This is a genomic window from Bradyrhizobium sp. SZCCHNS3052, from assembly GCF_032484495.1.
Lineage (GTDB): Bacteria > Pseudomonadota > Alphaproteobacteria > Rhizobiales > Xanthobacteraceae > Bradyrhizobium.
This window is the reverse complement of the sequence record NZ_JAUETB010000004.1, coordinates 513,425-537,409: the sequence shown is the minus strand read 5'-3', so window position 1 is coordinate 537,409 and position 23,985 is coordinate 513,425. Positions and strand designations below refer to the sequence as shown.

25 protein-coding genes are annotated in these 23,985 nt (G+C 66.1%); 15 read left to right on the top strand and 10 right to left on the bottom strand.

Annotated features, from left to right (window positions below; translation table 11 throughout):
- Positions 1-7: 7 nt before the first annotated feature.
- Positions 8-379 carry a hypothetical protein gene (locus QX073_RS17345; protein ID WP_316203484.1) on the bottom strand — a complete coding sequence of 124 codons (372 nt, stop codon included), beginning with the start codon at positions 377-379 and terminating at the stop codon, positions 8-10.
- A 91-nt stretch (positions 380-470) separates the two neighbouring features.
- The gene (locus QX073_RS17340; RefSeq protein ID WP_316193277.1) at positions 471-1,820 is read right to left on the bottom strand and encodes a TadE/TadG family type IV pilus assembly protein; all 1,350 of its coding nucleotides are present in this window, start codon (positions 1,818-1,820) and stop codon (positions 471-473) included.
- Between the two features lie 180 nt (positions 1,821-2,000).
- On the opposite strand from QX073_RS17340, the gene QX073_RS17335 reads away from it, so the two are divergent.
- A complete protein-coding gene (locus QX073_RS17335; protein WP_316226080.1) occupies positions 2,001-2,411 on the top strand; it encodes a (deoxy)nucleoside triphosphate pyrophosphohydrolase in 411 nt (136 codons plus the stop codon).
- 119 nt (positions 2,412-2,530) lie between these two features.
- On the opposite strand, the gene QX073_RS17330 is transcribed toward QX073_RS17335, so the two are convergent.
- Positions 2,531-3,379, bottom strand: coding sequence for a methyltransferase domain-containing protein (locus QX073_RS17330; RefSeq protein WP_316226079.1), 849 nt, complete (start codon positions 3,377-3,379; stop codon positions 2,531-2,533).
- 126 nt (positions 3,380-3,505) lie between these two features.
- Between QX073_RS17330 and QX073_RS17325 the strand changes: the two genes are divergently transcribed.
- From QX073_RS17325 to QX073_RS17300, 6 genes are all read left to right on the top strand, one after another.
- Positions 3,506-4,096 (top strand): macro domain-containing protein, encoded by a 591-nt coding sequence (locus tag QX073_RS17325; protein WP_316159292.1) that lies wholly within the window; start codon positions 3,506-3,508, stop codon positions 4,094-4,096.
- Entirely contained in the window at positions 4,080-4,868 is a 789-nt protein-coding gene (locus tag QX073_RS17320; protein WP_410052372.1) for a ComF family protein, read from the top strand. The genes QX073_RS17325 and QX073_RS17320 overlap by 17 nt, the downstream gene beginning before the upstream one ends.
- Before the next feature lie 29 nt (positions 4,869-4,897).
- On the top strand, positions 4,898-5,173 hold the full coding sequence (gene grxC / locus QX073_RS17315) for a glutaredoxin 3 (protein ID WP_315715197.1): 276 nt from the start codon (positions 4,898-4,900) through the stop codon (positions 5,171-5,173).
- The gene (locus QX073_RS17310) at positions 5,170-6,048 is read left to right on the top strand and encodes a carbon-nitrogen hydrolase family protein (RefSeq protein WP_315715195.1); all 879 of its coding nucleotides are present in this window, start codon (positions 5,170-5,172) and stop codon (positions 6,046-6,048) included. The genes grxC and QX073_RS17310 overlap by 4 nt, the downstream gene beginning before the upstream one ends.
- Complete coding sequence (locus QX073_RS17305) at positions 6,045-6,521, top strand: DUF1178 family protein (RefSeq protein ID WP_315715194.1); 477 nt, start codon at positions 6,045-6,047, stop codon at positions 6,519-6,521. The genes QX073_RS17310 and QX073_RS17305 overlap by 4 nt, the downstream gene beginning before the upstream one ends.
- Before the next feature lie 141 nt (positions 6,522-6,662).
- The gene (locus QX073_RS17300) at positions 6,663-7,100 is read left to right on the top strand and encodes an EamA family transporter (RefSeq protein WP_315715193.1); all 438 of its coding nucleotides are present in this window, start codon (positions 6,663-6,665) and stop codon (positions 7,098-7,100) included.
- On the opposite strand, the gene QX073_RS17295 is transcribed toward QX073_RS17300, so the two are convergent.
- Positions 7,101-8,000, bottom strand: coding sequence for a DMT family transporter (locus QX073_RS17295; RefSeq protein ID WP_315715192.1), 900 nt, complete (start codon positions 7,998-8,000; stop codon positions 7,101-7,103).
- 233 nt (positions 8,001-8,233) lie between these two features.
- On the opposite strand from QX073_RS17295, the gene QX073_RS17290 reads away from it, so the two are divergent.
- Positions 8,234-8,515, top strand: coding sequence for a GIY-YIG nuclease family protein (locus QX073_RS17290; RefSeq protein ID WP_316170998.1), 282 nt, complete (start codon positions 8,234-8,236; stop codon positions 8,513-8,515).
- A gap of 102 nt (positions 8,516-8,617) precedes the next feature.
- On the opposite strand, the gene ubiG is transcribed toward QX073_RS17290, so the two are convergent.
- Entirely contained in the window at positions 8,618-9,382 is a 765-nt protein-coding gene (gene ubiG / locus QX073_RS17285) for a bifunctional 2-polyprenyl-6-hydroxyphenol methylase/3-demethylubiquinol 3-O-methyltransferase UbiG (protein WP_409977941.1), read from the bottom strand.
- Positions 9,383-9,429: 47 nt separating this feature from the next.
- Positions 9,430-9,897: a PH domain-containing protein gene (locus QX073_RS17280; RefSeq protein ID WP_315715189.1), complete on the bottom strand. Its 468-nt coding sequence runs from the start codon at positions 9,895-9,897 to the stop codon at positions 9,430-9,432.
- 147 nt (positions 9,898-10,044) lie between these two features.
- Between QX073_RS17280 and QX073_RS17275 the strand changes: the two genes are divergently transcribed.
- The 5 genes from QX073_RS17275 (at position 10,045) to QX073_RS17255 (ending at position 17,482) form a co-directional block, all read left to right on the top strand.
- Positions 10,045-11,301: an aspartate kinase gene (locus tag QX073_RS17275; protein ID WP_315715188.1), complete on the top strand. Its 1,257-nt coding sequence runs from the start codon at positions 10,045-10,047 to the stop codon at positions 11,299-11,301.
- 302 nt (positions 11,302-11,603) lie between these two features.
- Positions 11,604-13,871 carry a phosphoenolpyruvate--protein phosphotransferase gene (ptsP, locus tag QX073_RS17270; RefSeq protein ID WP_315715187.1) on the top strand — a complete coding sequence of 756 codons (2,268 nt, stop codon included), beginning with the start codon at positions 11,604-11,606 and terminating at the stop codon, positions 13,869-13,871.
- Positions 13,872-13,933: 62 nt separating this feature from the next.
- Positions 13,934-15,019, top strand: coding sequence for a peptide chain release factor 1 (gene prfA / locus QX073_RS17265; RefSeq protein WP_315751933.1), 1,086 nt, complete (start codon positions 13,934-13,936; stop codon positions 15,017-15,019).
- Between the two features lie 193 nt (positions 15,020-15,212).
- Positions 15,213-16,100, top strand: a complete 888-nt coding sequence (gene prmC / locus QX073_RS17260; RefSeq protein WP_316226077.1) for a peptide chain release factor N(5)-glutamine methyltransferase — start codon at positions 15,213-15,215, stop codon at positions 16,098-16,100.
- Positions 16,101-16,651: 551 nt separating this feature from the next.
- Positions 16,652-17,482: a DUF4167 domain-containing protein gene (locus QX073_RS17255; RefSeq protein WP_315751931.1), complete on the top strand. Its 831-nt coding sequence runs from the start codon at positions 16,652-16,654 to the stop codon at positions 17,480-17,482.
- An 87-nt stretch (positions 17,483-17,569) separates the two neighbouring features.
- Here QX073_RS17255 and QX073_RS17250 read toward each other — a convergent pair whose 3' ends face one another.
- Positions 17,570-18,346 carry a class I SAM-dependent methyltransferase gene (locus QX073_RS17250; RefSeq protein ID WP_315751930.1) on the bottom strand — a complete coding sequence of 259 codons (777 nt, stop codon included), beginning with the start codon at positions 18,344-18,346 and terminating at the stop codon, positions 17,570-17,572.
- 193 nt (positions 18,347-18,539) lie between these two features.
- Between QX073_RS17250 and gloB the strand changes: the two genes are divergently transcribed.
- A complete protein-coding gene (gene gloB, locus QX073_RS17245; RefSeq protein ID WP_316166271.1) occupies positions 18,540-19,307 on the top strand; it encodes a hydroxyacylglutathione hydrolase in 768 nt (255 codons plus the stop codon).
- Positions 19,308-19,321: 14 nt separating this feature from the next.
- Complete coding sequence (locus QX073_RS17240) at positions 19,322-19,756, top strand: cupin domain-containing protein (RefSeq protein ID WP_315715181.1); 435 nt, start codon at positions 19,322-19,324, stop codon at positions 19,754-19,756.
- Between the two features lies 1 nt (position 19,757).
- On the opposite strand, the gene QX073_RS17235 is transcribed toward QX073_RS17240, so the two are convergent.
- The 3 genes from QX073_RS17235 to QX073_RS17225 form a co-directional block, all read right to left on the bottom strand.
- Positions 19,758-21,767, bottom strand: a complete 2,010-nt coding sequence (locus QX073_RS17235; RefSeq protein WP_316193272.1) for a putative bifunctional diguanylate cyclase/phosphodiesterase — start codon at positions 21,765-21,767, stop codon at positions 19,758-19,760.
- Between the two features lie 227 nt (positions 21,768-21,994).
- Positions 21,995-22,867, bottom strand: a complete 873-nt coding sequence (locus QX073_RS17230; RefSeq protein WP_315715179.1) for a DMT family transporter — start codon at positions 22,865-22,867, stop codon at positions 21,995-21,997.
- A 153-nt stretch (positions 22,868-23,020) separates the two neighbouring features.
- Entirely contained in the window at positions 23,021-23,746 is a 726-nt protein-coding gene (locus QX073_RS17225; protein ID WP_315715178.1) for a beta-ketoacyl-ACP reductase, read from the bottom strand.
- Positions 23,747-23,985 lie beyond the last annotated feature (239 nt).

Sequence of the window (23,985 nt, the reverse complement as noted above, 5' to 3'; positions counted from 1 at the left end):
GCCGGGATCAGAGCTGCTGGCTGACATGGACGGTGACCTCGACGCCCTTGGTCACCGGCCGATTGAGCATATCGGCCCCGTGCCGGACGTAGGCAAAGTGGTCTTCGCCGACGAAGCCCGGCTTCGAGACGTACACGACCTGCGCCCCCTGCACGGAGACCACGCCGTGGCTCGCAGCAGACAGCACGCGGACGCCGAAAATCGGTCCGCGCGAGTGCAGGACTGCGATGCTGCAGCGCTTGCCGGTTTTAGCGTACATGTGCCCTTGAGCCGTCTGGTTTTCCAGCGTCGAGAACGGCGGTACGATGCAATTGGCGGCCGAAGCCCCCGCCGAGAACGCGACAGCCAGCACACACGCCAGCGCAGCAGCCTTGATCACGCGAACCTCCCATCGGGTCGAGCACCCGATGGGATTTCACCTCAGGTCGTGACGGCGATCAACGCCATTTTTGATTGCAATCCGCGCCAACTCAACCCGCGATCCGTGCGTCGGCGACCGCCCTGTCGAACAATTTCTGCATCGCATCCGAGATGCCCTGGGTCGGCGACACCTCGAAATAGAACCCATCGGACGCGCACGCCTGCATGTTCTGCGCAATCTCGCTGTTCGGCGAGGGGCCGAACGGCCCCTTGTTGAACGGATCGATCCAGTTCATGTACCAGTTGTTCGTCGGCAGCTGCAGGTAGGTCGTGTAGAGCACGGCGATCTTGATGCCGCGGCTCTTCAGCGCCGTGCACAGCGCCGGATTGATCGGCGACTGGCAGCGGTTGCCGCCGGCCTTGGGCTTCAGGCACGCGGCATTGCTCTCGTCGGCGACGCCATCGGAGACGAAGAACAGGTATTTCAGCGGCGAACCCGACGTGCCGTCGCCCGGTGTCGCAATCTCGTTGTTGATCGCCGGCAACACGCTGGTGAACGGCGTATCCTTGTCTGCCGTATAGGAATCGTTGTTGCCATACACGCCCATCAGGTCGATGTTCCCGGCGGCACTCTTGGCGCTGGAGAGGCTCGACGAGAGCGAGAACAGCGACCGCAACCCGATCGTCTTCGACGCCGCACCGAAATCATAGATCGCCATGCGGAACTGGTTCGGATAGGTCTGGGTCTGCTGCGCCTTGTCCATCAGCTGCTGGGTGGCGCTGCGCAGCACGTCGATCCGGGTGGTGACGCCGATGCTCTTTGCGAGGTTATAGAAGTTGTTCGAATCGTTGTAGTCGTGGCAGGCAAAGGCGCAATAGCGGTTGCTGCCGTATCTTGCGTCCGATGTCGCATTGACCATCTTGGTCACGTCCGCCGGCGTCGCCGCCACGCCCATCGACGGCGAGTTGTCGAGCAGCAGGTAGAAGTCGATGTATTTCGGCATCGAGGCCTTGGCCGTCGACGAGCCCTGCAGGGTCATGGTCTTGAACCCGACGATGTTCATGAACATCATCGGCACGGTGGCCGTGAACGACACGGTGGCGCTCAGCACCGAGCCGGCCTTCTTCACCTCCGGCGTCAGGCTGGTCAGCGTATAGCCTGAGGTGCCCGACATGTTGCCGTTGAAGATCTTCGCCGCGTCGTCATTGCCGGCGGCGATCACGCCGTCCGAGGTCATCGTGCCTGCGGCGATGAAGGCCGGCGAGGTCCGGGACACCGCGCCGACCGAGGCGGCGTCGACCGCCGCCTGCAGCTTGGCGCGCATCTGGTTGGCGCGGCTGTAGTCGACGCCGCAGCCGACCGCGGTGATCAGCGGGACGCAGACGATCGCGAACGTCACCGCGACGTTGCCGCTGACGTCGTGCCGCAGGCGGCCGAGCAGGCTGGATAAAATTCGCATGAATGATGCCTAACAAACCATGAGGGGGCCATGGCGTTCACCCGTGAAAATACGCGGCCGGCCATTAAGGTTGGCTTATTTCGACCGTGGAAACCGGGCTCGAAACGGCCTAGGTTAAGATTCCCTCAACAGGCGCACCTGGTTCTCGGACCGGCGCATCCCTCTCAAACCGATCGGACCATGCCCGACCTGAAACTCACGCTCGTGGTCGCCTGCGCGCTCGTCGACGCCGACAATCGTGTGCTGCTGGCGCAGCGGCCGCCCGGCAAGACGCTCGCGGGACTCTGGGAGTTTCCCGGCGGCAAGCTCGAGCCCGGCGAGCGCCCCGAAGCCAGCCTGATCCGCGAGCTCGACGAGGAGCTCGGCATCACCGTGCGCGAGGCCTGTCTCGCGCCGCTGACGTTTGCCAGCCACGCCTATGAGACGTTCCATCTGTTGATGCCGCTCTACATCTGCCGGCGCTGGGAAGGCGTGGTCACCGCGCGCGAGGGACAGCAACTGGCCTGGGTGCGGCCGAACAAGCTGCGCGACTATCCGATGCCACCGGCGGACATTCCGCTGCTGCCGCATCTGATCGATCTGCTGACGTGAGGCGCCGCGATAGCCTCACGCTCACTCGTCATGCGCGGGCTTGACCCGCGCATCCATCGACATTCGGACTCTTCGAGAGGGATGGATCGCCGGGTCAAGCCCGGCGATGACGAGCGGTTTTATTCCTCGCGCGGGCTCCGCTTCACCGCCGCCTCCAGGCTCGCCGTCGCCGAACCCGGCTTCAGCGGCTTCTGCTGGCTCTCGTGCGGGGCCCAGCCTGACAGCCAGATGATATCGAAGGTGGCGCGGATACGGCCGTCGGGATCGGCGAAGCGCTCGGCATAGATCTGGGCCATGCGCAGCAGGGTGGCGCGGCGCAGCGGCGTGCGGCGGCGCTCGCCCAGGCTGTTGGTCGCGCCCATGCGGCGGAGATCCTGCATCAGGCCGAGCGCGCTGGCATAGCGGACCACGACGCGGTCGACGTCGGTGACGGGCAGCGCGAAGCCGGCACGCTGCAGCAGACCGCCGATGTCGCGCAGATCGGCGAACGGCGCGACACGCGGCGAGACGCCGCCCTCGCATTCGGCTTCGGCGGCGGCGAAGCTCTGCCGGAGCTCGGTCAGCGTATCGCCGCCGATCAGCGCCGCCAGCAGCAGACCATCGGGACGCAAGGCCCGGCGAATCTGCACCAGCAGTCCGGGCAGATCGTTGACGAATTGAAACGCCAGCGCCGACAGCGCGAGATCGAGCGATTGCGCGGCCAACGGCAGCCGCTCGTCCGCGGTGGCGGGCGCGGCGATATGCGCGAGCTGCGAGAGGCGTCCCGAAAGATACGGCTTCAAGCCGGCGGCCGGCGTCCAGACGTCGGCAGCCGCGGTGAAGGACCGGTTCACCGCGGCAAGGCGATCCGCGATATCCTCGGCGACGCGCTCCAGCAGGAAGGTCTCGGGCGCGCGCGCAGCCCGCCGCAGCCTGAGCGCGAGCAAGCTGCGATCGAACAGAACGGGAGCGGTGCCGGGCGGGGTCATGGGGGCTGGTTACGCCGATCCTGGTGGCCGGGCAATGCACCGCTTGAGCCGCGTCCGAGGCCACGCTAACCTACGATGGCCCGAGCCAAAAAATAGCGGCGTTCTCCGATCGAGTTCATTGCGATCATGCTCACGGTCCACCTTCGCGACATCAGCATCGAGGTGGTCGAGGCCTGGCGGTCCGCGTTCGCGGGCGTCGGCGAGGTTCAGGTCTCTCACGGAAGCATTCTGGAACAGCAGGCCGATGCCATCGTCAGCCCGGCGAACAGCTTCGGCTTCATGGATGGCGGCATCGACTTGCACTATGCGCGCTTCTTCGGTTGGCAGGTCGAGACAGAGTTGCGCGAGCTGCTGGCCGCGCAACATTATGGCGAGCTTCCGGTCGGACAGGCCGTGATCCTCCCGACCGGACATCCGGAGCTTCGCTATCTCGTTTGCGCTCCGACCATGCGCGTGCCATCGCGCATCGACGGAACACCGAACGTCTATCTCGCCTTCCGGGCCGCTCTGATTGCGGTCCAGGCGCACAACACGAGCGAAGCCGGGCCGATCACCTCCCTGCTGGCACCGGGCATGGGCACCGGCATCGGGGCCGTGCCGCCTCGTCAAGCCGCACGCCAGATGCGAGCTGCATATGATGCGATCGTCGGCGGGCACGGACGCAGGAGCAGGACGGCGCGCGCCATCCTGGGCGAGCATCATGATCTCCTTGCCTGATCCCGTTCGCTCCGTTGTTGGTTCGGTTTGCAGCGTGATGGCCCACGCAGCCAAGCTCGCGCTCGACATTGCACTGCCGACCTTGTGCATCTGCTGCCGCGAGCCGGTCGACGGCGAGGGCGTGTGTGCGGCCTGCTGGGGCAAATTGTCGTTCATCGAGCGGCCGTATTGCCCGAAGCTCGGCATCCCCTTCGTCTACGATCCGGGCCCCGAGCTGCTGTCGATGGAAGCCATCGCGGCGCCACCGGCCTATGCCCGCGCCCGCGCCGCCGTGCGCTATGACGAGGTCGCCCGCGCGCTGGTGCATCAGCTGAAATATCAGGACCGCACTGATCTGGCGCCGATCATGGGCCGCTGGATGGCGCGCGCCGGCCGCGAGCTGCTGGCCGAGGCCGACCTCGTGGTGCCCGTGCCGCTGCACTGGCGGCGCGGCTTCAGCCGCCGCTACAACCAGTCCGGCGCGCTGGCGCGGGTGATCGCCCGGTCCAGCGGCGTCCGACTGCACGGCGATGCGCTGCGCCGCGTGCGGGCAACCGAGCAGCAGGTCGGGCTGTCGCGCGCCCAGCGCACCAGCAATGTGCAGGGCGCATTCCAGGTATCTTCAGACCGCCTGCATGACGTGCAGGGGCGCCGCATCGTGATCGTCGACGACGTGCTGACCACCGGCGCGACGGTGGATGCCTGCGCCCGCGCTCTGCTGCGCGCCAAGGCGGCCGAGGTCAGCGTGCTGGTTTTCGCCCGGGTTGTCGATGCGCCCCGCGCTCCCATATAATCTATCGTTCTGAAACAGCTGAGCGCGACATGACCGCTGCGATCGAAATCTATACCCGTCCGGGGTGCGGCTACTGCACGGCCGCCAAATCGCTTCTGACCCGCAAGAACGTTGCCTTCACCGAGCATGACGCGGGCAAGGATCCGACGATTCGGCAGAAGATGTATGATCGTGTCGGCCCGGGCTCGACCTTTCCGCAGATCTTCATCGGCCACACCCATGTCGGCGGCTGCGACGACCTCTATGCGCTCGATCGCGAGGGCAGGCTCGACGCCATGCTGGCGGGAGACAAGGCGACATCATGAGCAACGACCGCAGCTTTACCGCCGCCATGGTGCAGATGCGCACCTCGCTCCTGCCCGAGCCGAGCCTCGAGCAGGGCATCAGGCTGATCCGGGAAGCGGTCGCGCAGGGCGCGGAGTACGTCCAGACGCCGGAAGTGAGCAACATGATGCAGCTCAACCGGACGGCGCTGTTCGAGCAGCTCAAGAGCGAGGCGGACGATCCCTCTCTCAAAGCCTATCAGGCGCTCGCCAAGGAGCTGGGCATCCATCTGCACATCGGATCGCTGGCGCTGCGCTTCTCGGCAGACAAGGCCGTGAACCGCTCGTTCCTGATCGGGCCCGAGGGCAACGTGCTGGCGAGCTACGACAAGATCCACATGTTCGACATCGACCTGCCGGGCGGTGAGAGCTATCGCGAGTCCGCCAACTATCAGCCGGGCGAGACGGCCGTGATCTCGGATCTGCCCTGGGGTCGTCTGGGGCTGACGATCTGCTACGACGTGCGCTTCCCGGCGCTGTATCGCGCGCTGGCCGAGAGCGGCGCCTCCTTCATCAGCGTGCCCTCCGCCTTCACCCGCAAGACCGGCGAGGCGCACTGGCACACGCTGCTGCGCGCCCGCGCCATCGAGACGGGATGCTTCGTGTTCGCCGCCGCCCAGTGCGGCCTGCACGAGAACAAGCGCGAGACCTTCGGCCACTCGCTGATCATCGATCCATGGGGCGAGATTCTCGCCGAGGGCGGCGTCGAGCCCGGCGTGATCATGGCGCGCATCGATCCGTCGCGGGTCGAGAGCGTGCGCCAGACCATTCCTTCGCTGCAGCACGGCCGCCGGTTCGGCATCGCCGACCCCAACGCGGGTCCGGACTATCTGCACCTGGTGCGGGGCTCGGCATGATCCGCTATGCGCTGCGCTGCGAGCGTGACCATACGTTCGAAAGCTGGTTCCAGAGCTCCTCGGCCTACGATTCGCAGGTGAAGCGCAAGCTGGTGGAATGCCCGACCTGCGGCTCGACCAAGGTCGAGAAGGCGATCATGGCGCCGCGCATCGTCAACAAGAAGGGCCGCGAGGCCGTGCCGGTACCGGCCTCACCGACGCCAGCGCAGGAAGTGATTCCGCCGGGATCGACCGCGCTGATGATGGCGCAGGAGCGCGAGCTGCGCGCCAAGCTCAAGGAGCTGCGCGACCACATCGTCAAGAACGCCGACGATGTCGGCGAACGATTCCCGACCGAAGCCCGCAAGATGCATTACGGCGAGACCGAGCACCGGCCGATCTATGGCGAGGCCTCGCTCGACGAGGCCCGCGAACTGATCGAGGAAGGCATCGAGGTCGCGCCGATCCCGGTGCTGCCGGACGACCGGAATTGAGCAATAGAGACGCCCTCTCCGTCATTGCGAGCGAAGCGAAGCAATCCAGCGCCGGGCAAAGATTCTGGATTGCTTCGCTTCGCTCGCAATGACGGTTGAAATACCTTGTCTCGAACTGCCTTCTTGGTCTGAGCGATAGCGATGTCCCCCCTCTCCTCCTCCTGGCAGCTCTGGGCTCTCCTCTCCGCGCTGTTTGCGGCCCTCACCGCCATCTTCGCCAAGGTTGGCGTCGAGGGGCTCAACTCCGACCTCGCTACGCTCATCCGCACGGCGATCGTGCTGGTGACGCTAGCGCTGATCCTGTTTTCGACAGGCCAGCTGACGAGCCCCGGCCCGATCTCGATGAAGAGCTGGGTCTTCCTCACACTGTCGGCGCTCGGCACCGGCGCCTCGTGGCTGTGCTACTTCCGCGCCCTGAAGCTCGGACCAGCGACGCTGGTCGCGCCGATCGACAAACTCAGCGTCGTGCTGGTCGCCTTGTTCGGCGTCGTGTTTCTCGGCGAACGACCGAGCCTGCAGGGCTGGATCGGCATCGCCCTGATCGCGACCGGCGCCGTGCTGATCGCGATCAAGGGCTGACTACACGGCGACCAGCAGCGCCACGCCGGCGACGATCAGCGTGATGCCGCCGATCTCGCGCAGCGAAACCGGCTGCTTGAACGAATAGTACGACACGCCCTGCGCGAACAGTACCTCGATCAGCGCGAGCGTGCGGACGTTGGCGGCCGCGGTCAGCGCGAACGCCAGGAACCAGAACTGCGACGCGAAGGCGCCGACGAAGCCGGCCATCATCGATGGCCGCCACAGCGACAGGATTCCGCGCAGGATGTCGGGCGCGCGCGCCAGCAGATAGACGGTGAGGAGCGCCGTCTGCACGAATAGGCCCCAGACCAGCGTGTACGACGCGGCGGTGACGAAGGACACGCCGTCGACGGTGATGATGGCGCCGCGGAAGCCGACGGCCGACAAGGCGAACGACGCCGCGGCAACCAGGCCGGTTACGGTCGGCCTCAACTCGGCAAAGCTTTTCTCACCGCCGGGCCTGAGCGCGGTGATGACGACGCCGATGGTGGCGATCAGGATCGCGATCATCTTTGGAAGCGAGAGCGGATCGCCGAGAAAGATGAAGCCGAAGATCGCGGTCTGGATCGCTTCGGTCTTCAGATAGGCCGTGGTGACGACGAAGGAGCGGTCGGTCATCGCCAATAGCATCAGCCCGGTGGCGATGATCTGGCTGAGCGCACCGAGCAGCAGCCACGGCCAGAACACCGCCGGCGGCCACGGCAGGTGGTCGCCGGTGGCCAGCAGCACCGCGGTCAGGAACACCAGCGAGAACGGAAAGCCGAACAGGAAGCGGATATTGGTCGCCCCCCAGGTGCCGAGCTTCGCCGTCAGCGACCGCTGCATCGCATTGCGCGCGACCTGGCCGGCGGCGGCAACCAACGTGAACGGAATCCAGAGCGAGGTGATGGGGAGCATGCGGCACAATGCAGTAGTGAGATTGGCACCGTGACGACCACGGGGCGCTGGGTCAACAGCGGTGAGGCGGTTCAGCCGCATGTCAGGATTGCAGCTCTCGCCGGAAGGGCCAGGACGGATTGCGTCTTGTGGTAACCTCGCGCCACACATCCGGTGTCGTCCCTGCGAACGCAGGGACCCATAACCACCGGCTTCAATTGGGTTAGGCGATCCATCCACGCGATGGTGCGGCGATGTACTATGTCTATATTCTCGCCAGCGGCCGTCACGGTACGCTGTACATCGGTGTGACCAACTCGTTACGGACGCGGCTCGAGCAGCATCGCAAGGGCGAAGGCTCGGAGTTCGTGAAGAAGTACGGGGTGTTTCGGCTGGTCTACGTCGAAATCTACACTGTTGCTGCGGAAGCGGTCACCCGCGAGAAGCAGCTCAAGCGCTGGAAGCGTGATTGGAAAATCGAACTGATCGAGCGCGACAATCTTGAATGGCGCGATCTCAGCGACCTGATCTCCTAGCGTGCCTCAAACCCCTCCCTGTGGTTATGGGTCCCTGCGTTCGCAGGGACGACACCGGTTATGGAGCGGCAGACGGGTCAAGCCGATGAATGGCCGCGCGCGCTACACCATCTGCTCGGCGACCATCATGTAGTTCACGTCCATGTCGGTCGACAGGCTCCAGCGGTCGGCGAACGGGCTGTAGACCACGCCGCTCTGCTCGGTGATGACCAGACGGTTGTCGAGCAGGTATTTGGTCAGCTCGTCCGGCGTGACGAACTTGCTCCACTCATGCGTGCCGCGCGGCAGCCAGCGCAGCACGTATTCGGCGCCGACGATGGCGAGCGCAAAGCTCTTCCAGTTGCGGTTGAGGGTCGAGACCACCATCATGCCGCCCGGCTTCAGCACCGCGGCACAGCGGCCGAGGAAGGCGCTGACGTCGGTGACGTGCTCGACGACCTCCATCGCCAGCACGATGTCGAAGCGCTCGCGCGGGTCCATCTCCTCGATCGTGGTGCAGCGGTAGTCGATCGACAGATGACCCTTCTCGGCATGCAGCCTGGCGGCGGCAATGTTGCTGGCCGAGGGGTCGACGCCGACGACCTGCGCGCCCAGCCGCGTGAACGGCTCGCACAGCAGTCCCGCGCCGCAGCCGATGTCGAGCATGCGCAGCCCCGACAGGCAGTTGAGGCTCTTGGCGTTGCGCTCGAATTTCCGGCAGGCGGCATCGCGGATATAGGTCAGGCGCAGCGGGTTGATCTTGTGCAGGGGCGCCATCTTGCCCTTGGGGTCCCACCACGTCTCGGACAGTTTCGAGAACTTCGCGATCTCGGCCGGATCGACGGTCGAGCCGGAGGGAACAGAAGTGCTGCGGGAATCCTGAGGCATTGTCATCGCTGAATACTCAATGATCGAAGCTGCGGCGCCGTACCGGGCTAACGCGCCGTGATGGCGTTCCGGAACGCCAGCGGCTCCGCGATGGTCGAAATGGTTTCCTTGCCCTCGCCCACACCCAAGATGGTGACATCGCCGTAATTGAGAACCCGTCCCATGATGGTCTGGTTGACGTCGACGCTCTCGACCTTGTCGAGAGCCATCTCGAAGGTACGGCGCTTGATGAAACCGGTTTTGTGCACGACACGGCGATTGGTGACGTCCGTCTCGGTGGTCAGGCGATGGAACCAGGCTCGGACCGTCCAATACAGGGCAACAATGGCGATGACGGCGGCGGTGGCCAGGCACAGCAGAACCAGATTGTCGTTCACGGTCATGCGGGAGAGGACGAGCAATCCAAACACGACGATCCAGGCCCCGATCGCCGGCAGGTAGAACATCCAATGTGCATTGGTCGAATACAGCACCTTCTCGCCGGGTTGCAGGATTTCGTCGATGTAACGCGCCATTCCAAAGCCTCTACCTGACCCTGTCACCACAAGGAACCGTCTTGCCCCCAGCCGCGGCGCTATGTATACGCGCGTTTCGGCTGGCGCGCCTCCGGTTTCGCGCCCAGCCGGTCAACTTATCCTCCTGATGGGAATGAGCGCGTCGTCATGGGTCGCCTCGTGCTGAAATTCGGCGGCACATCCGTCGCCAACATCGACCGCATCCGCAACGTCGCGCGCCACGTCAAGCGCGAGGTCGACGCCGGTCATGAGGTCGCCGTCGTGGTCTCGGCCATGTCCGGCAAGACCAACGAACTGGTCGCCTGGTGCACCGAGGCGTCGCCGATGCACGATGCGCGTGAATACGATGCCGTCGTGGCCTCGGGCGAGCAGGTCACGTCCGGCCTGCTGGCGATCGTGCTGCAGAGCATGGGCATCCAGGCCCGCTCGTGGCAGGGCTGGCAGATCCCGATCAAGACCAGCGATGCCCATGCCTCGGCGCGAATCGTCGATATCGACGGCTCCGAGCTGATCCAGCGCTTTCGCGACCGCAAGGAGGTCGCGGTCATCGCCGGCTTCCAGGGCATCAACGCCGAAACCGGGCGAATCACCACGCTCGGCCGCGGCGGCTCGGACACCTCGGCGGTGGCGATCGCGGCCGCCATCAAGGCCGACCGCTGCGACATCTATACCGACGTCGACGGCGTCTATACCACCGACCCCCGGGTGGTGCCGAAGGCCAAGCGGCTCGACAAGATCGCCTTCGAGGACATGCTGGAGCTGGCGTCGCAGGGCGCCAAGGTGCTGCAGGTCCGTTCGGTGGAACTGGGCATGGTGCACAACATGCCGATCTTCGTCCGCTCCTCATTCGACAAGCCCGAGGATATCGACCCGCACGCCAACCAGCCGCCGGGGACGCTGATCTGCAGCGAGGAACAAATCATGGAAAATCACGTCGTGACCGGCATCGCCTTCTCCAAGGACGAGGCCCAGATCTCGGTGCGCCAGATCGAGGACAAGCCGGGCGTCGCCGCCTCGATCTTCGGACCACTGGCGGATGCCAATATCAACGTCGACATGATCGTCCAGAACGTCTCCGAAGACGGCAAGACCACCGATCTCACCTTCACGGTGCCGGCCACCGATTACAATCGCGCGCGCGAGACCATCACCGCGGCCAAGGACAGGATCGGCTATCAGCGCCTGGATACCGCGACCGACGTCGCCAAGGTTTCGGTGATCGGATCGGGCATGCGCAGCCATGCCGGCGTCGCCGCCAAGGGATTCGCCGCGCTCGCCGCCCGCAACATCAACATTCGCGCGATCACGACCTCCGAGATCAAGTTCTCGGTGCTGATCGACGCCGCCTACACCGAGCTCGCCGTCCGCACGCTGCATACGCTCTACGGACTGGACCAGGCCTAGAAAATCCTCCTCCGCGACCACACCTGTCCCGTTCTGTGACAGCGGGACGGGCCGGAGATCGTTCGAAAGCCGTTGACGCCGCCCGCGGTGGCAGGCGTTTTGCTTGGCAAAACAAGCCCTAATTCGCTATACGCCATCGCAGGATGGCAGCCGCAAACTGTGCTCCAGTGAAGGTTGTTCTGGTTCGGGCCGGCACTCTGAGCGTGCGATAGTGCCGAATCGAGAAAGCTGTTCGATGCCGCGAGTTTAGCGCCAGATCCGGCCGCGTGCCGGGCTGGCCCCAGGAAGGGGGATTGTGCCACATGCGAAGCGCGTCGGGAGGCCCCCGCGTCCTGCTCAGACGGCTTCGCGAGACCATGGCGGAGCAGGTCTCGGCACAGGAGCGGCTCGACAAGATCGTGGTGCTGATCGCGGCCAACATGGTCGCGGAGGTCTGCTCGGTCTATGTGCTGCGCGTCGACAACACGCTCGAGCTCTATGCCACCGAAGGTCTGAACCGCGACGCCGTGCACATGACCGTGCTGAGCGCGCATGAAGGCCTCGTCGGCCTCGTCGCCAGCGAAGCGACGCCGCTCAACCTGAACGACGCGCAGAGCCATCCCGCCTTCTCGTATCGGCCGGAGACCGGCGAAGAGATCTACCACTCCTTCCTTGGCGTGCCGATCCTGCGCGCCGGCAACACGCTCGGCGTGCTGGTGGTGCAGAACCGCGCCAAGCGCACCTATGTCGAGGAAGAGGTCGAGGCGCTGCAGACCACCGCGATGGTGCTCGCCGAGATGATCGCCTCCGGCGAGCTCGCAGCGCTGGCGCAGCCCGGCGCCGAGCCGGCGGCGCGGCACTCGATCCACAAGACCGGCACGGTGCTGTCCGATGGCATCGCGCTCGGCCATGTCGTGCTGCACGAGCCGCGCGTCGTCATCAACAACTACATCGCCGAGGACCTGCCCAAGGAGATCAAGCGGCTCGACGCCGCGCTGCTCAAGCTGCGCGCCGACCTCGACCGCATGCTGGAGCGCGGCGACGTCGCCGATGGCGGCGAGCACCGCGAGGTGCTCGAAGCCTATCGCATGTTCGCCAACGACCAGGGCTGGTCGCACAAGCTGCACGAGGCGGTGGCGACCGGCCTCACGGCGGAAGCCGCCGTCGAGCGCGTGCAGTCCGACACCCGCGCCCGCATGCTGCGCTCGACCGATCCGTATCTGCGCGAGCGGCTGCACGATCTCGAGGATCTCGGCTACCGTCTGCTGCGTCAGCTCGTCGGCCAGGACCACGCGCCGCGGCGCGAGCACCTGCCGGACAACGCCATCCTGATCGCACGCGCGATGGGTCCGGCGGCGCTGCTCGACTACGACCGCAAGCGGCTGCGCGGCCTCGTGCTCGAGGAAGGCACCGCCAATTCGCATGTCGCGATCGTGGCGCGCGCACTGGGCATTCCCGCCGTCGGCGAGGTGCCGAACGCGCCGGGCATCGCCGATCCCGGCGACGCCATCATCGTCGATGGCACCTCAGGCTCGATCTATGTGCGCCCGTCGTCGGAGATCGAATCCGCCTATGCCGAGCGGGTGCGCTTCCGCGCCCGCCGTCAGGCGCAATATGGCGAGCTGCGCAACAAGCCCTGCGTGACCAAGGACGGCCAGCCGGTCGAGCTGATGATCAATGCCGGCCTGGTCATCGACCTGCCGCATATCGAGGACACCGGCAGCGCCGGCATCGGCCTATTCCGCACCGAGCTGCAATTCATGGTGTCCGCCAGCCTGCCGCGCTCGAGCGACCAGCTGGCGCTGTATCGCACGGTTCTCGACGCCGCCGGCCACAAGCCGGTCACGTTCCGCACCTTGGACATCGGCGGCGACAAGGCGCTGCCGTACATGGAGACCGTGATCGAGGAGAATCCGGCGCTCGGCTGGCGCGCGATCCGCCTCGGCCTCGACCGTCCGGGCCTGCTGCGCGGCCAGATCCGGGCGCTGCTGCGCGCCGGCGGCGGCCGCTCGCTGCGCATCATGTTCCCGATGATCTCGGAAGTCGCCGAGTTCGACACGGCCAAGGCGATCGTCGAGCGCGAGCTGACCTATCTGCGCCAGCACGGCCATACGCTGCCGGAACGCGTCGACGTCGGCACCATGCTCGAGGTCCCGGCGCTGCTGTATCAGCTCGACGAGCTGCTTTCGAAGGTCGACTTCATCTCGGTCGGCTCGAACGACCTGTTCCAGTTCCTGTTCGCGGTCGATCGCGGCAATGCCAAGGTCTCCGAGCGCTTCGACACGCTGTCGACGCCGATCCTGCGGGCGTTGCAGCAGATCGTGCACAAGGCCAAGGCCGCCAAGCGGTCGGTGTCACTGTGCGGCGAGATGGCCTCCAAGCCGATCGGCGCATTGGCACTGATCGCGCTCGGCTACCGCTCGCTGTCGTTGTCGGCCACTGCGCACGGCCCTGTGAAGGCGATGATCCTCGAACTCGACGCCGGCAAGGCGGCGACGAAGATGGCCGAATGGCTGGCCGCGCCGGCCGGCAGCTTCTCGATGCGGCAGAAGCTGACCGAGTTCGCCGAGAGCGAAGGCCTCGCGCTGTAGCGGGTCTGTCGCGGCCTGCGCGTCTTCCGTTCGTATCGTTTGCTCCTAGAACAGATTGCATCATGTCGTCGCTTCCCCAAGCCAAACTGGATATCCTGCTCGCGCATCACGCCTCGCTCGAGGCGGAGCTGCTCGGCCAGGTCAATTCCGACCGCTACGTGCAGATCACCCGTGAGCTGGCCGAGCTCAATCCGCTGATCGACGCGGTCAAGGCCTATCGCGCCGGCGTCAAGGAGCTCGCCGACACTGAGGCGCTGATCGCCGATCCCGCCACCGATGCCGAAATGCGCGCGATGGCCGAGGCCGAGCGCGACGAGCTGATCGCGCGCCGCGGCGAGCTTGAGCAGAAGATCCGCGTCGCGCTGCTGCCGAAGGATGCGATGGACGACCGCAACGTCGTGCTCGAAATCCGCGCCGGCACCGGCGGCGACGAGGCCTCGTTGTTCGCCGGCGACCTGTTCCGGATGTATGAGCGCTTCGCCGCCCTGCAGGGCTGGAAGGTCGAGGTGGTCTCGGCCTCCGAAGGCACCGTCGGCGGCTACAAGGAGATCATCGCCGAGGTGCAGGGCCGCGGCGCCTTCGCCAAGCTGAAATTCGAATCCGGCGTGCACCGCGTGCAGCGCGTGCCCGACACCGAGACGCAAGGCCGCATCCACACCTCGGCGGCGACAGTCGCCGTGCTGCCCGAGGTCGAGGATGTCGACGTCGACATCAAGCCGGACGACCTGCGCATCGAGACCATGCGCGCGCAAGGCGCCGGCGGCCAGCACGTCAACAAGACGGAATCGGCGATCCGCATCACCCATATCCCGACCGGGATCGTCGTGATGATGCAGGACAGCCGCTCGCAGCACAAGAACCGCGCCTCCGCGATGAACATCCTGCGCTCGCGCATCTACGACGCCGAGCGGCAGAAGGTCGACGCGGCCCGCTCGGCCGAGCGCAAGGAGAAAGTCGGCTCGGGCGACCGCTCGGAGCGCATCCGCACCTATAATTTTCCGCAAGGGCGCGTCACCGACCACCGCATCAACCTGACGCTCTACAAGCTGCCGCAGGTGATCGCCGGCGAAGCGCTGGGCGAACTCATCGACGCGCTGACGACCGAGCACCAGGCCGCGCAGCTCGCCGCGCAAGGTGCTGCGGCGTGATGCGCACCGGCGCATTGCAGGAGGCGATGCGACGCTGCCCCGACACAAACGGTGTCGTCCCGGCGAACGCAGGGACCCCTAACCACCGGCCTTCGTGGCTGTCACAGAAGGCAACTCCGACCGCCCGTCCCGCCACGGCACGGCGTATGGCTCCCCGCGTTCGCGGGGATGACGCGTGGAGGGAGTTTGCGCGATGACCGGCCTCATCGCCGGCGTGACGATCGATGCCGCCCGCCGTGCCCTGGCCGCGCGCTTTGCAGATGCGGGCCTCGACTCGCCCGAGCTCGATGCGCGGCTGCTGGTCGGCCATGCGCTGCAGCTCGACCTCACCGGGCTCGTGATGCACGGGAGACGACAGCTCTCCCATGACGACGCGCAGCGCCTGGAAACGCTGGTGCAGCGCCGGCTGGCCGGCGAACCGGTCGCCCGCATCCTCGGCACCAAAGAGTTCTGGGGCCTGGACCTGCGATTGTCGGCCGACACGCTGGTGCCGCGGCCGGACACAGAGACTGTCGTCGAGCTGGCACTGGAACATCTCGCGGCCGGCGGCGACCTGAAGCGTCGCTTGCGCATCGCCGATCTCGGCACGGGCTCCGGCGCGATCCTGCTGGCGCTGCTGTCCGAGCTGCCGCGGGCCTTTGGACTCGGTACCGACATCAGCTTGGCCGCGCTGACCACCGCGCGGGATAATGCGCGCGCGCTCGGATTAGCCGACCGCGCCGGCTTCGTCGCCTGCTCCTACGCCGCAGCGCTGTCTGCGGGTTTCGACCTGATCGTGTCGAACCCGCCCTACATCCCATCGTCCGAGATCGGTGCGCTCGACGTCGAGGTGCGCACTCATGATCCGCTGCGCGCCCTGGACGGGGGCAAGGACGGGCTCGACGCCTACCGCGCGCTGATCCCGCAGGCGGCGGCCCTGCTGCGGCCGGACGGCGCTGTCATCGTGGAGGTCGGGCTTGGCCAGAGTGACGAGGTCGCTGCATTGATGGTGAGGGGTGGCCTGACGGCCGATTCCTCGACGATCCGGGCCGATCTGGCCGGTATTCCCCGAACCGTCATGGGCCTAAAAAAGCTCCGGTAAAGGTCGGGGAATGCAGAAAAAGCTCTTGGAATATCCCCCGGGAGCGACTACGTTCCATCCATAGCACCGGTGCAGGCCACGACGAGCGGTATTCACGGAACACCGCCGCGGTCAGATGCCAGAGAGCCGCGCCGGGCGATAGGTTCCAGAACGCAGATCTGCTGAGCGCGAGAGCCCGGATGGCTGCGCAGCCCGCGACTGCAAAGCGAACGAAAGCCTGACTTTGCACTTGAGGTCTTACGCTAAGCAAACTGGGTCGGTCGTGGCGCATGTCGCCTTGGCTGGCTGAATGACGTGGTTCGCCGGTCCCAGGGGCTGGCGGGTGGGGAACGCGTTTTGAACGCGCTTTTGTCGAGAGAATCGGCTGTCGATCACATCGGCATGGGTCAAACCGGCATGTCGGAACCGACATGGGTCGGATGGGACCATTTGGACCGCGCGCGAGGCGTCCGAGCCCGGCGAAGGTATTTCAATACACTCTCGGTATTCCGATAACAATCAGTGCTCAGACAATCGGTGCTCCTAACGCAGGGTTGGAATAAAGGCAGGACATGAGAAACGGTCAGAACAACAAGCGGATGCGCAACCGGAACAGCGGCGGTAACAACAACAATAACCGGCGCGGCCAGAATCCGCTGACCCGGGTGTTCGAGTCCAATGGACCGGACATCAAGATCCGCGGCACTGCCTCTCATGTCGCCGAGAAATATGTCCAGCTTGCCCGCGACGCCCGCTCTTCGGGTGACCCCGTAGCCGCCGAGAACTACTACCAGCACGCCGAGCACTATTTCCGCCTGATTGCCGCCGCGCAGGAGCAGTTCCGCCAGAATCAGCCGCAGCAGCCGCGCAACACCGAGGACCTGACCGTCGACGACCTCGACGATGACGGTGAGAGCTTCTCGCATTTCGGCCAGGAGCCCGGCTTTGTTCCGGCCCAGCCGCAGCCTCAGCCCCAACCCTTCATGCGCGACCGCGAAGGCGGCCAGCGCGAGCGCGGCGACAACCAGCCCTATCAGCGCGAGCAGCAGCCGCGCGAGCACCGCGAAGCGCGTGAGCATCGCGAGCCGCGCGAACACCGCGAGCCGCGGGAACACCGTGAACCCCGCGAACATCGCGAGCGGGAGCCGCGCGAGCACCGGGAGCGGCCGCAGCCCGTCCAGTACCAGCCGCAGCCGCAACCCCAGCCCGTCATCGCCGACAGCGGCGTCGATCGGCTGCCGTCCTTCATCACCGGTCCGCAGCCGCAGATCGCCAATCCCCCGGCCGCCTTCGAGGGCGCTGCCGAGCGCTATCCGCGGCGCCGCCGGCGTCCGCATGGTCCGCGCGCTGAAGCAGCCGCTGCTGCACCGGCGCCGAGCGAGGACCTCAATCCGGGCGAATAGCGATTACCCTCCATCATGACGAAACGGGTGGGCTCTTGAGCCCACCCGTTTTTTTGCGCGGGAAGCGCGCAGGAAAACGGCCCGGGATCATGCTTCGCGCGACGGCGGACCGACCTCGCGGCGACCGGCGCCACCGGATCCGGGGGCCGACGGTGACGGCGCCAGCACCGGTTCGAGCCGCGGGATCAGCCGAATGCGCTCGCGGCGCGCCGGGATCACCCGGTAGACCTGCTTGGTCGCCTCCACGATGTGGACACCGGCGAACGGCAGCGACAGCGCCGCGCCGACGCGCTCCCAGGCCATCGCCGATTTCAGGAACCAGCCGCCGACCGGAGGCATGAACAGCGCCTCGCCCCAGCCGGTCGGCGTGAACCAGGTCTGCCGCAGCAGTTGCGTGATCTGCGAGCGCGAATAGGGCCGGCCATGGCCGAACGGCGTGTTGTCGGTCCGCGTCCAGACGCCGCGCCGGTTCGGGATCACGATGATCATGCGTCCCGCCGGCGCCAGCACCCGCCACATCTCGCGCAGCAGCCCGGCCGGGTCGTCCGACATCTCCAGCGCATGCACGATCAGGATGCGGTCGATCGCCGCATCGGGCAGCGGCAGCGAGAACTCGTCCACCAGCGAGGCCAGCGTCGGCCGCGCCGTCGGCCATTTCAGCACCCCCTGCGCCGCCGGCATGAAGGCGATGCAGCGTTCGGAATCCTCGCGGAACAGGCCAAGATAGGGCGTGGGATAGCCGACGCCGAGCACCCGCTGCCCGGCCGCGCTCGGCCAGCGCGCGCGGATACCGCGGTTGATCAAGAGCCGCGCGACGATCCCGAGGCGACCCGAATAGAAATTTCGCAGATCGATCACGTCCATGACGTCAATGTATCATGCGAGCGCGCGCTGCCGCGCGCCGAATATTGCGTTGCGCCTCCAGCGTTAACGCCATATCTCTGCGCGGGACATCGGAGGCCGCCCCGCAGCGCTGCGCCCGGGCTCCGCTTCCACGACCTTCTGGCATCGCGAGCGCGACCATCGTGCCTCGCCCGGTCCCGCCGACGGAGACATCATGGCCGCCGACATCCGCGCCTTCACCTGCCTGTCCGACAATTTCGGCTATCTGATCCATGACCCCGCGACCGGTGCGACTGCCTCGATCGACGCCCCCGAGGCCGGACCGATCGTCCGGCAATTGGACGCCGAAGGCTGGAGGCTCACCGACATCCTGATCACGCATCATCATCACGACCATGTCGGCGGCGTCGCCGAGCTCAAGCAGAAATATGGCTGCCGGGTGGTCGCGCCCCACGACAAGACGACGGCGATCGCCAACGTCGATCTGCGAGTCGCCCATGGCGATGTCGTGAAGATCGGCGAGTTGCTCGCGCGCGTGCTGGAAACGCCGGGCCATACGCTCGACCACGTCTCCTACGTGTTCGATGCCGACAAGGCGCTGTTTGCGGCCGACACGCTGTTCTCGGTCGGCTGCGGCCGCGTGTTCGAGGGCACCTATCCGATGATGTGGGACTCGCTTCTCAAGCTGCGCGCGCTGCCGGACGACTTCCGGCTCTATTGCGGCCACGAATACACAGCCTCGAACGTCAAATTCGCCCTCACCGTCGACGGCGACAACGCGGCGCTGAAGGCTCGCGCCGAGGAGGTCACGCGGCTGCGTGCCGCCAACCGGCCGACCATTCCGTCGCTGCTGGGCGACGAGAAGACCGCCAACGTGTTCCTGCGCGCCGACGATCCGGCCGTCGCAGTGCGGCTGCGCATGAAGGGCGCCAGCGCCGAGCAGGTATTCGGCGAGTTGCGCGAGCGCAAGAACAAGTCGTAACGGCGAGGACGACGATGGCCACGCTCTCGGCTGCCGACATCATCGCGCGTCTCGGCCTGCAGCCTCATCCGGAGGGCGGACATTTTCGCGAGACCTTCCGCGATCCGGCCGTCGACGCCTCCGGCCGCGCCGCATCGACCTTGATCTATTTCCTGCTCGCGCGCGGCGAGCGTTCGCATTGGCACAGGGTCGACGCGGTCGAGACCTGGCACTTCTATGCCGGTGCGCCGCTGACCTTGCGGATCGCCGCCGAAGGCCAGGCGCCGCAAACGACGACGCTGGGCATCGACCTCGCAGCCGGCCAGCAGCCGCAGGCGGTGGTGCCCGCCCATGCCTGGCAGGCCGCCGAGAGCGCCGGCGATTGGACGCTCGTCGGCTGCACGGTGGCGCCGGGCTTCATGTTCGAAGGATTCGAGCTTGCGCCGCCCGGCTGGGAGCCGGAGGTCTGAGTCAGGCGCTCGCGCCGGCGACCTTCGCGGCCGGCTCGGCGAAGCGCTGGCGCTCCTGGGCGAGGAAGCCGGAAATCGCGTCGGCCGGCATCGGCTTCGCGAAGTAGTAGCCCTGGATGTAGTCCGCGCCCAGACGTCGCAGGCTGTCGAGCTGCTCCTTGGTCTCGACACCCTCGACGACGCACGAAATTTCCATGTCGGCGCAGAGGCCGGTCAGCGACTTGATGATCTTGTGGCTGATCGGGTTGGCGTTGACGTCGCTCACGAAACTGCGGTCGACCTTGAGCTTGTCGAGCGGCAGCCGGTGGACGTGACTGAGCGACGAGTAGCCGGTGCCGAAATCGTCCAGCGAGATGCCGCAACCGATCGCCTTCAATGCCGCGATCGACTGCTCGGCGCGGGCGAAGTCGAAGGTGACGGCGGTCTCGGTGATCTCGAACTCGATGCGGCGCGGCGGCACGCCGCTGGCATGGATGACCGCCAGCAGCGGCAGGACGCCATCCGGCGAACAGATGTCGTGCGCGGAGAGATTGAACGACACGCGAATGTCGTCCGGCCAGGTCCGCGCGGCGGCGAGCGCCTTGACCAGCAGACAACGCGTCAGGCTGCGGATGACGCCGATCCGCTCGGCGGCCGGGATGAAGCTTGCGGGCGACACCGTACCCAGCTTGGGGCTGTGCCAGCGCGCCAGGACCTCGAATCCGGTGGTGCGCGAATTCATCGCGTCCATGATCGGCTGAAACGCCAGGTCCATCTCGGCGTCGAAATCGGCCGTGCGCAACAGGTGCTCGATCACGCTGCGGCTACGGATCTCCGCCTCGAGCTCGGTCGAGAAGATGATGGCCTGGCCGCGGGCGCGGCGCTTGGCGTGGTAGAGCGCATAGTCGGCGCATTCGTACAGCGCATCCGCAACCATGGCCGAGCGCGGATACAACGCAAAGCCGGTCGAGCACGACAGGCCGGTATGGGTCGTGTCGAACTGATAGGGCAGCTTGATGAGGTCGGTGATCTGCCGTCCGAGGTTGAGCAGATCGTCGTCCGTGGGATTGCCGGCGACCACCAGTCCGAACTCGTCGCCGCCGAGCCGGGCGAGATGGACCTGGCCGCCATGGCCGGCACAGGCGTCGCGGATGCGGCGCGCGGCCTCGATCAGCACGCGGTCGCCGACCGTGTGCCCATAGGTGTCGTTGATCGGCTTGAAGCCGTCGAGATCGATGATGCCGACGGCGAGCCGCGTGCCGTCCCGGTCGGCCTCGGCGAAAGCTTGCGTGAGCTCCGAGAAGAAGCGACGGCGATTGGGCAGATCGGTCAGCGAATCCAGATTGGCGAGGCGGAAGTTTTCATCCGACAGCGCTTGCGTCGCCGCCTGCTCCGCGAGCAGCGATTTGCGGCTGGCGACGAGCGCGGCGAAATCCCGATAATAGATGAACAGCACCGTGACCATCGCGCCGGACACGAGCAGCTGATTGACTGCGATCGCCCGCAGCGCGTGAACGCCCGTGGACATGAAGAAGATGACATAGGGCACGATGACCACGAGGGTCACGATCAGGGCTGCGGAGCGCAGGTGCATCAGGCAGAAGATGATGCCGATGACCGTGACCGCCATGTAGAACGCGACCTGCCCTTTGGCGAATGGGTCGCCGTAGGGGAACAACGCGAAGGACCAGACGACGAACAGCGCCCCGATCGGGCCGGCAATCCGGTTGGTGACACGCAGGTTGCGCAGCACCTCGGCGTCGCTGCTGGCGGCCTCGCCCTGCCGCAGCCACCACAGCATGCGCGCGCCGGTAATCGTCGATAGCAACGCCGGCACCGAAATCGTGAGCCACGTCGGCGCCAGCGGCAGGAATGTGTAGGCGAGCGCCAGGCTGTTGGTGATGAGAATGAAATAGAGCAGCGGCACCTGCTTGGAGAACGCCTGGAACTGCGCGCGCGTCAGCTCGGGACTGTCGGCGGGAACGCGAAACAGCTCCCCTGCGCGGGCCATGTAACGTCTCACGTCCGGCATTGCCGCCCCGTTGTCAGCACCATTTCGCAGGGACTATCGCTCAGCACGGGTAAAGGGCGGGTTAGGTGCAGACCGCGCCAAACTGTAATCGGCGGTTGTAAGCTACCGGCCGGCGTGCCGGTTTTGCGCACGGTTAAGTGCGCAGCAAGGATAACCGGCGGATTCGGACCGCCGTGCCGAGTCCGCATGCGAGCCGGCCCCGCCTGACGTCGCTCGACCTGACGCGGTCAGCGCTTGCGCAGGAGGAACATGTCCTTGGCCGCGACCAGACCGCCGCCGGCAATCAGCAGTGCGGCCACCGCCAGGGCGGCGCTCGGGCGGGCATAGCCGGCAACGATCAGGAAAGCCGTCGACAGCAGCGGCGTCGCATAGGATGCGGCACCGAGCACGCGAATGTCTCCGCGCTTCATCCCGATGTCCCAGGCATAGAACGCGGCGCCAACCGGGCCGATGCCGAGACCGGCAACAGCGAGCCACTGCGTCGGGCCGTCGGGCCAGACCGTTCGCTCGACCGCAACATGGACCAGGGCCGCGAGCGCGGACGTCGCCATGCAGAAGCCGGCGACGGCATCGGTCGGCACCGCCTTCAGACGGCGCGAGAGCACCGAATAGATCGCCCACACGAACGCCGCGACGAAGGCGGCCGCGAGCCCCGGCAACTGGCTCGCAGCGAAGCTCGCACCGTTGCCGAGCAACAGCAGCGCGGTGCCGACAAGCCCGATCACGGCGCCGGTCACGTGATGAACCGCGAGCCGCTCCCCCGGCAGAAAGGCCGAAAATAGCACGATCAGCAGCGGCCAAAGATAGTTCAGCAGCCCGGCTTCTGCCGGCGGCGCGAAGCGCAGCGCCAGGAAGTACAGCGCGTGATAACCGAACAGCCCACCGACGCCCACGGCCCACGCCGTCAGCGGCTGCCGCAGCACCCGTAGCCCGTCCGGTCGGCGGACCAGACTGAGCAGGCCGACCGCGCCGCCGATCGCGAAGGTCATCGCCGCAAGCTGGAAGGCGGGGATCGTGCCAGTTGCCACCGTCAACAAGGCGAGCAGCGACCACATCAGGATCGCGGTCAGACCGATCAGGGTCGCATTGCGCTGGGACATCAGGCGGCAGGCTCCGTCACGGCCGGCTCATGCCGGCCACCCACGCCTGCGTCCGTGCGGGGAGCGTCCAAGACGTGAATGCCCGCGGCGAGCGCGGGCATCAGGTTTTCCTTAACCGCAGATGGTGGCCGGAGGCAACGCCGCCGGCGAGGCTCACACCATGTACTGGCCGCCATTGACCGACAGCGTCGAGCCGGTGATGGCTCCGGCCTCATCAGCCGCGAGGAACACCACGGCGCGCGCGATCTCCTCGGGCTCGCCGAGGCGCCCCACCGGAATCAGCGGCAGGATGGCTTTCTCGAGCACGTCCTTCGGCACCGCCTGCACCATCTCGGTGTTGATGTAGCCCGGGCAGATCACGTTGACGGTGATGCCGGCCTTGGCCGTCTCCAGCGCGAGCGCCTTGGTGAAGCCGATGTCGCCGGCCTTCGCCGCGGAGTAGTTGACCTGGCCGAACTGGCCCTTCTGGCCGTTGATCGAGGAGATGTTGATGATGCGGCCGAACTTGCGCGCGCGCATGCCCTCGATGACCGGGCGGGTCATGTTGAACAGCGAGCCGAGATTGGTGTTGATCACCGCGCTCCACTGCTCGAGCGTCATCTTGTGGAAGGCCGTATCACGGGTGATGCCGGCATTGTTGATCAGCACATCGATGGGACCGAGATCGGCTTCGACCTTCTTGATGCCTTCGCCGCAGGCCTCGAACGAGCTGACGTCCCATTTGTAGACGGGGATCTCGGTCTCGCTCTTGAACTTCTCCGCCGCGGCATCGTTGCCGCCGTAATTCGCCGCGACCTTGTATCCAGCCGCCTTCAGCGCCTTGCTGATCGCCGCTCCGATACCGCGCGTTCCCCCCGTCACCAACGCTACACGTGCCATGTCGAATCCTTCCCTCGATGACTGATCGCACAGGACAACCTCTGGCTGTCGCCGCGCTTGCCGTTGTTATTGGATCATGAACCTCCGCGCGACGATCAACTTGCCGCACGACCGTCCATGCTCGCTCAACTCCATTTTTTTAGTGGTCGATTATGCGACGTGTTTGACGGACATCAAGAACAAAACGCCCGGCGAGATCGCCGGGCGTTGATCTTTAGTTGAGCTGGACGCGATTGCGA

Coding starts and splice junctions, on each gene's coding strand:
- QX073_RS17340 (WP_316193277.1), bottom strand. CDS start 1,820: ATGCGAATTTTATCCAGCCTGCTCGGCCGCCTGCGGCACGACGTCAGC.
- QX073_RS17335 (WP_316226080.1), top strand. CDS start 2,001: ATGCCCGACCTGAAACTCACGCTCGTGGTCGCCTGCGCGCTCGTCGAC.
- QX073_RS17330 (WP_316226079.1), bottom strand. CDS start 3,379: ATGACCCCGCCCGGCACCGCTCCCGTTCTGTTCGATCGCAGCTTGCTC.
- QX073_RS17325 (WP_316159292.1), top strand. CDS start 3,506: ATGCTCACGGTCCACCTTCGCGACATCAGCATCGAGGTGGTCGAGGCC.
- QX073_RS17320 (WP_410052372.1), top strand. CDS start 4,080: ATGATCTCCTTGCCTGATCCCGTTCGCTCCGTTGTTGGTTCGGTTTGC.
- grxC (WP_315715197.1), top strand. CDS start 4,898: ATGACCGCTGCGATCGAAATCTATACCCGTCCGGGGTGCGGCTACTGC.
- QX073_RS17310 (WP_315715195.1), top strand. CDS start 5,170: ATGAGCAACGACCGCAGCTTTACCGCCGCCATGGTGCAGATGCGCACC.
- QX073_RS17305 (WP_315715194.1), top strand. CDS start 6,045: ATGATCCGCTATGCGCTGCGCTGCGAGCGTGACCATACGTTCGAAAGC.
- QX073_RS17300 (WP_315715193.1), top strand. CDS start 6,663: ATGTCCCCCCTCTCCTCCTCCTGGCAGCTCTGGGCTCTCCTCTCCGCG.
- QX073_RS17295 (WP_315715192.1), bottom strand. CDS start 8,000: ATGCTCCCCATCACCTCGCTCTGGATTCCGTTCACGTTGGTTGCCGCC.
- QX073_RS17290 (WP_316170998.1), top strand. CDS start 8,234: ATGTACTATGTCTATATTCTCGCCAGCGGCCGTCACGGTACGCTGTAC.
- ubiG (WP_409977941.1), bottom strand. CDS start 9,382: ATGCCTCAGGATTCCCGCAGCACTTCTGTTCCCTCCGGCTCGACCGTC.
- QX073_RS17280 (WP_315715189.1), bottom strand. CDS start 9,897: ATGGCGCGTTACATCGACGAAATCCTGCAACCCGGCGAGAAGGTGCTG.
- QX073_RS17275 (WP_315715188.1), top strand. CDS start 10,045: ATGGGTCGCCTCGTGCTGAAATTCGGCGGCACATCCGTCGCCAACATC.
- ptsP (WP_315715187.1), top strand. CDS start 11,604: ATGCGAAGCGCGTCGGGAGGCCCCCGCGTCCTGCTCAGACGGCTTCGC.
- prfA (WP_315751933.1), top strand. CDS start 13,934: ATGTCGTCGCTTCCCCAAGCCAAACTGGATATCCTGCTCGCGCATCAC.
- prmC (WP_316226077.1), top strand. CDS start 15,213: ATGACCGGCCTCATCGCCGGCGTGACGATCGATGCCGCCCGCCGTGCC.
- QX073_RS17255 (WP_315751931.1), top strand. CDS start 16,652: ATGAGAAACGGTCAGAACAACAAGCGGATGCGCAACCGGAACAGCGGC.
- QX073_RS17250 (WP_315751930.1), bottom strand. CDS start 18,346: ATGGACGTGATCGATCTGCGAAATTTCTATTCGGGTCGCCTCGGGATC.
- gloB (WP_316166271.1), top strand. CDS start 18,540: ATGGCCGCCGACATCCGCGCCTTCACCTGCCTGTCCGACAATTTCGGC.
- QX073_RS17240 (WP_315715181.1), top strand. CDS start 19,322: ATGGCCACGCTCTCGGCTGCCGACATCATCGCGCGTCTCGGCCTGCAG.
- QX073_RS17235 (WP_316193272.1), bottom strand. CDS start 21,767: ATGCCGGACGTGAGACGTTACATGGCCCGCGCAGGGGAGCTGTTTCGC.
- QX073_RS17230 (WP_315715179.1), bottom strand. CDS start 22,867: ATGTCCCAGCGCAATGCGACCCTGATCGGTCTGACCGCGATCCTGATG.
- QX073_RS17225 (WP_315715178.1), bottom strand. CDS start 23,746: ATGGCACGTGTAGCGTTGGTGACGGGGGGAACGCGCGGTATCGGAGCG.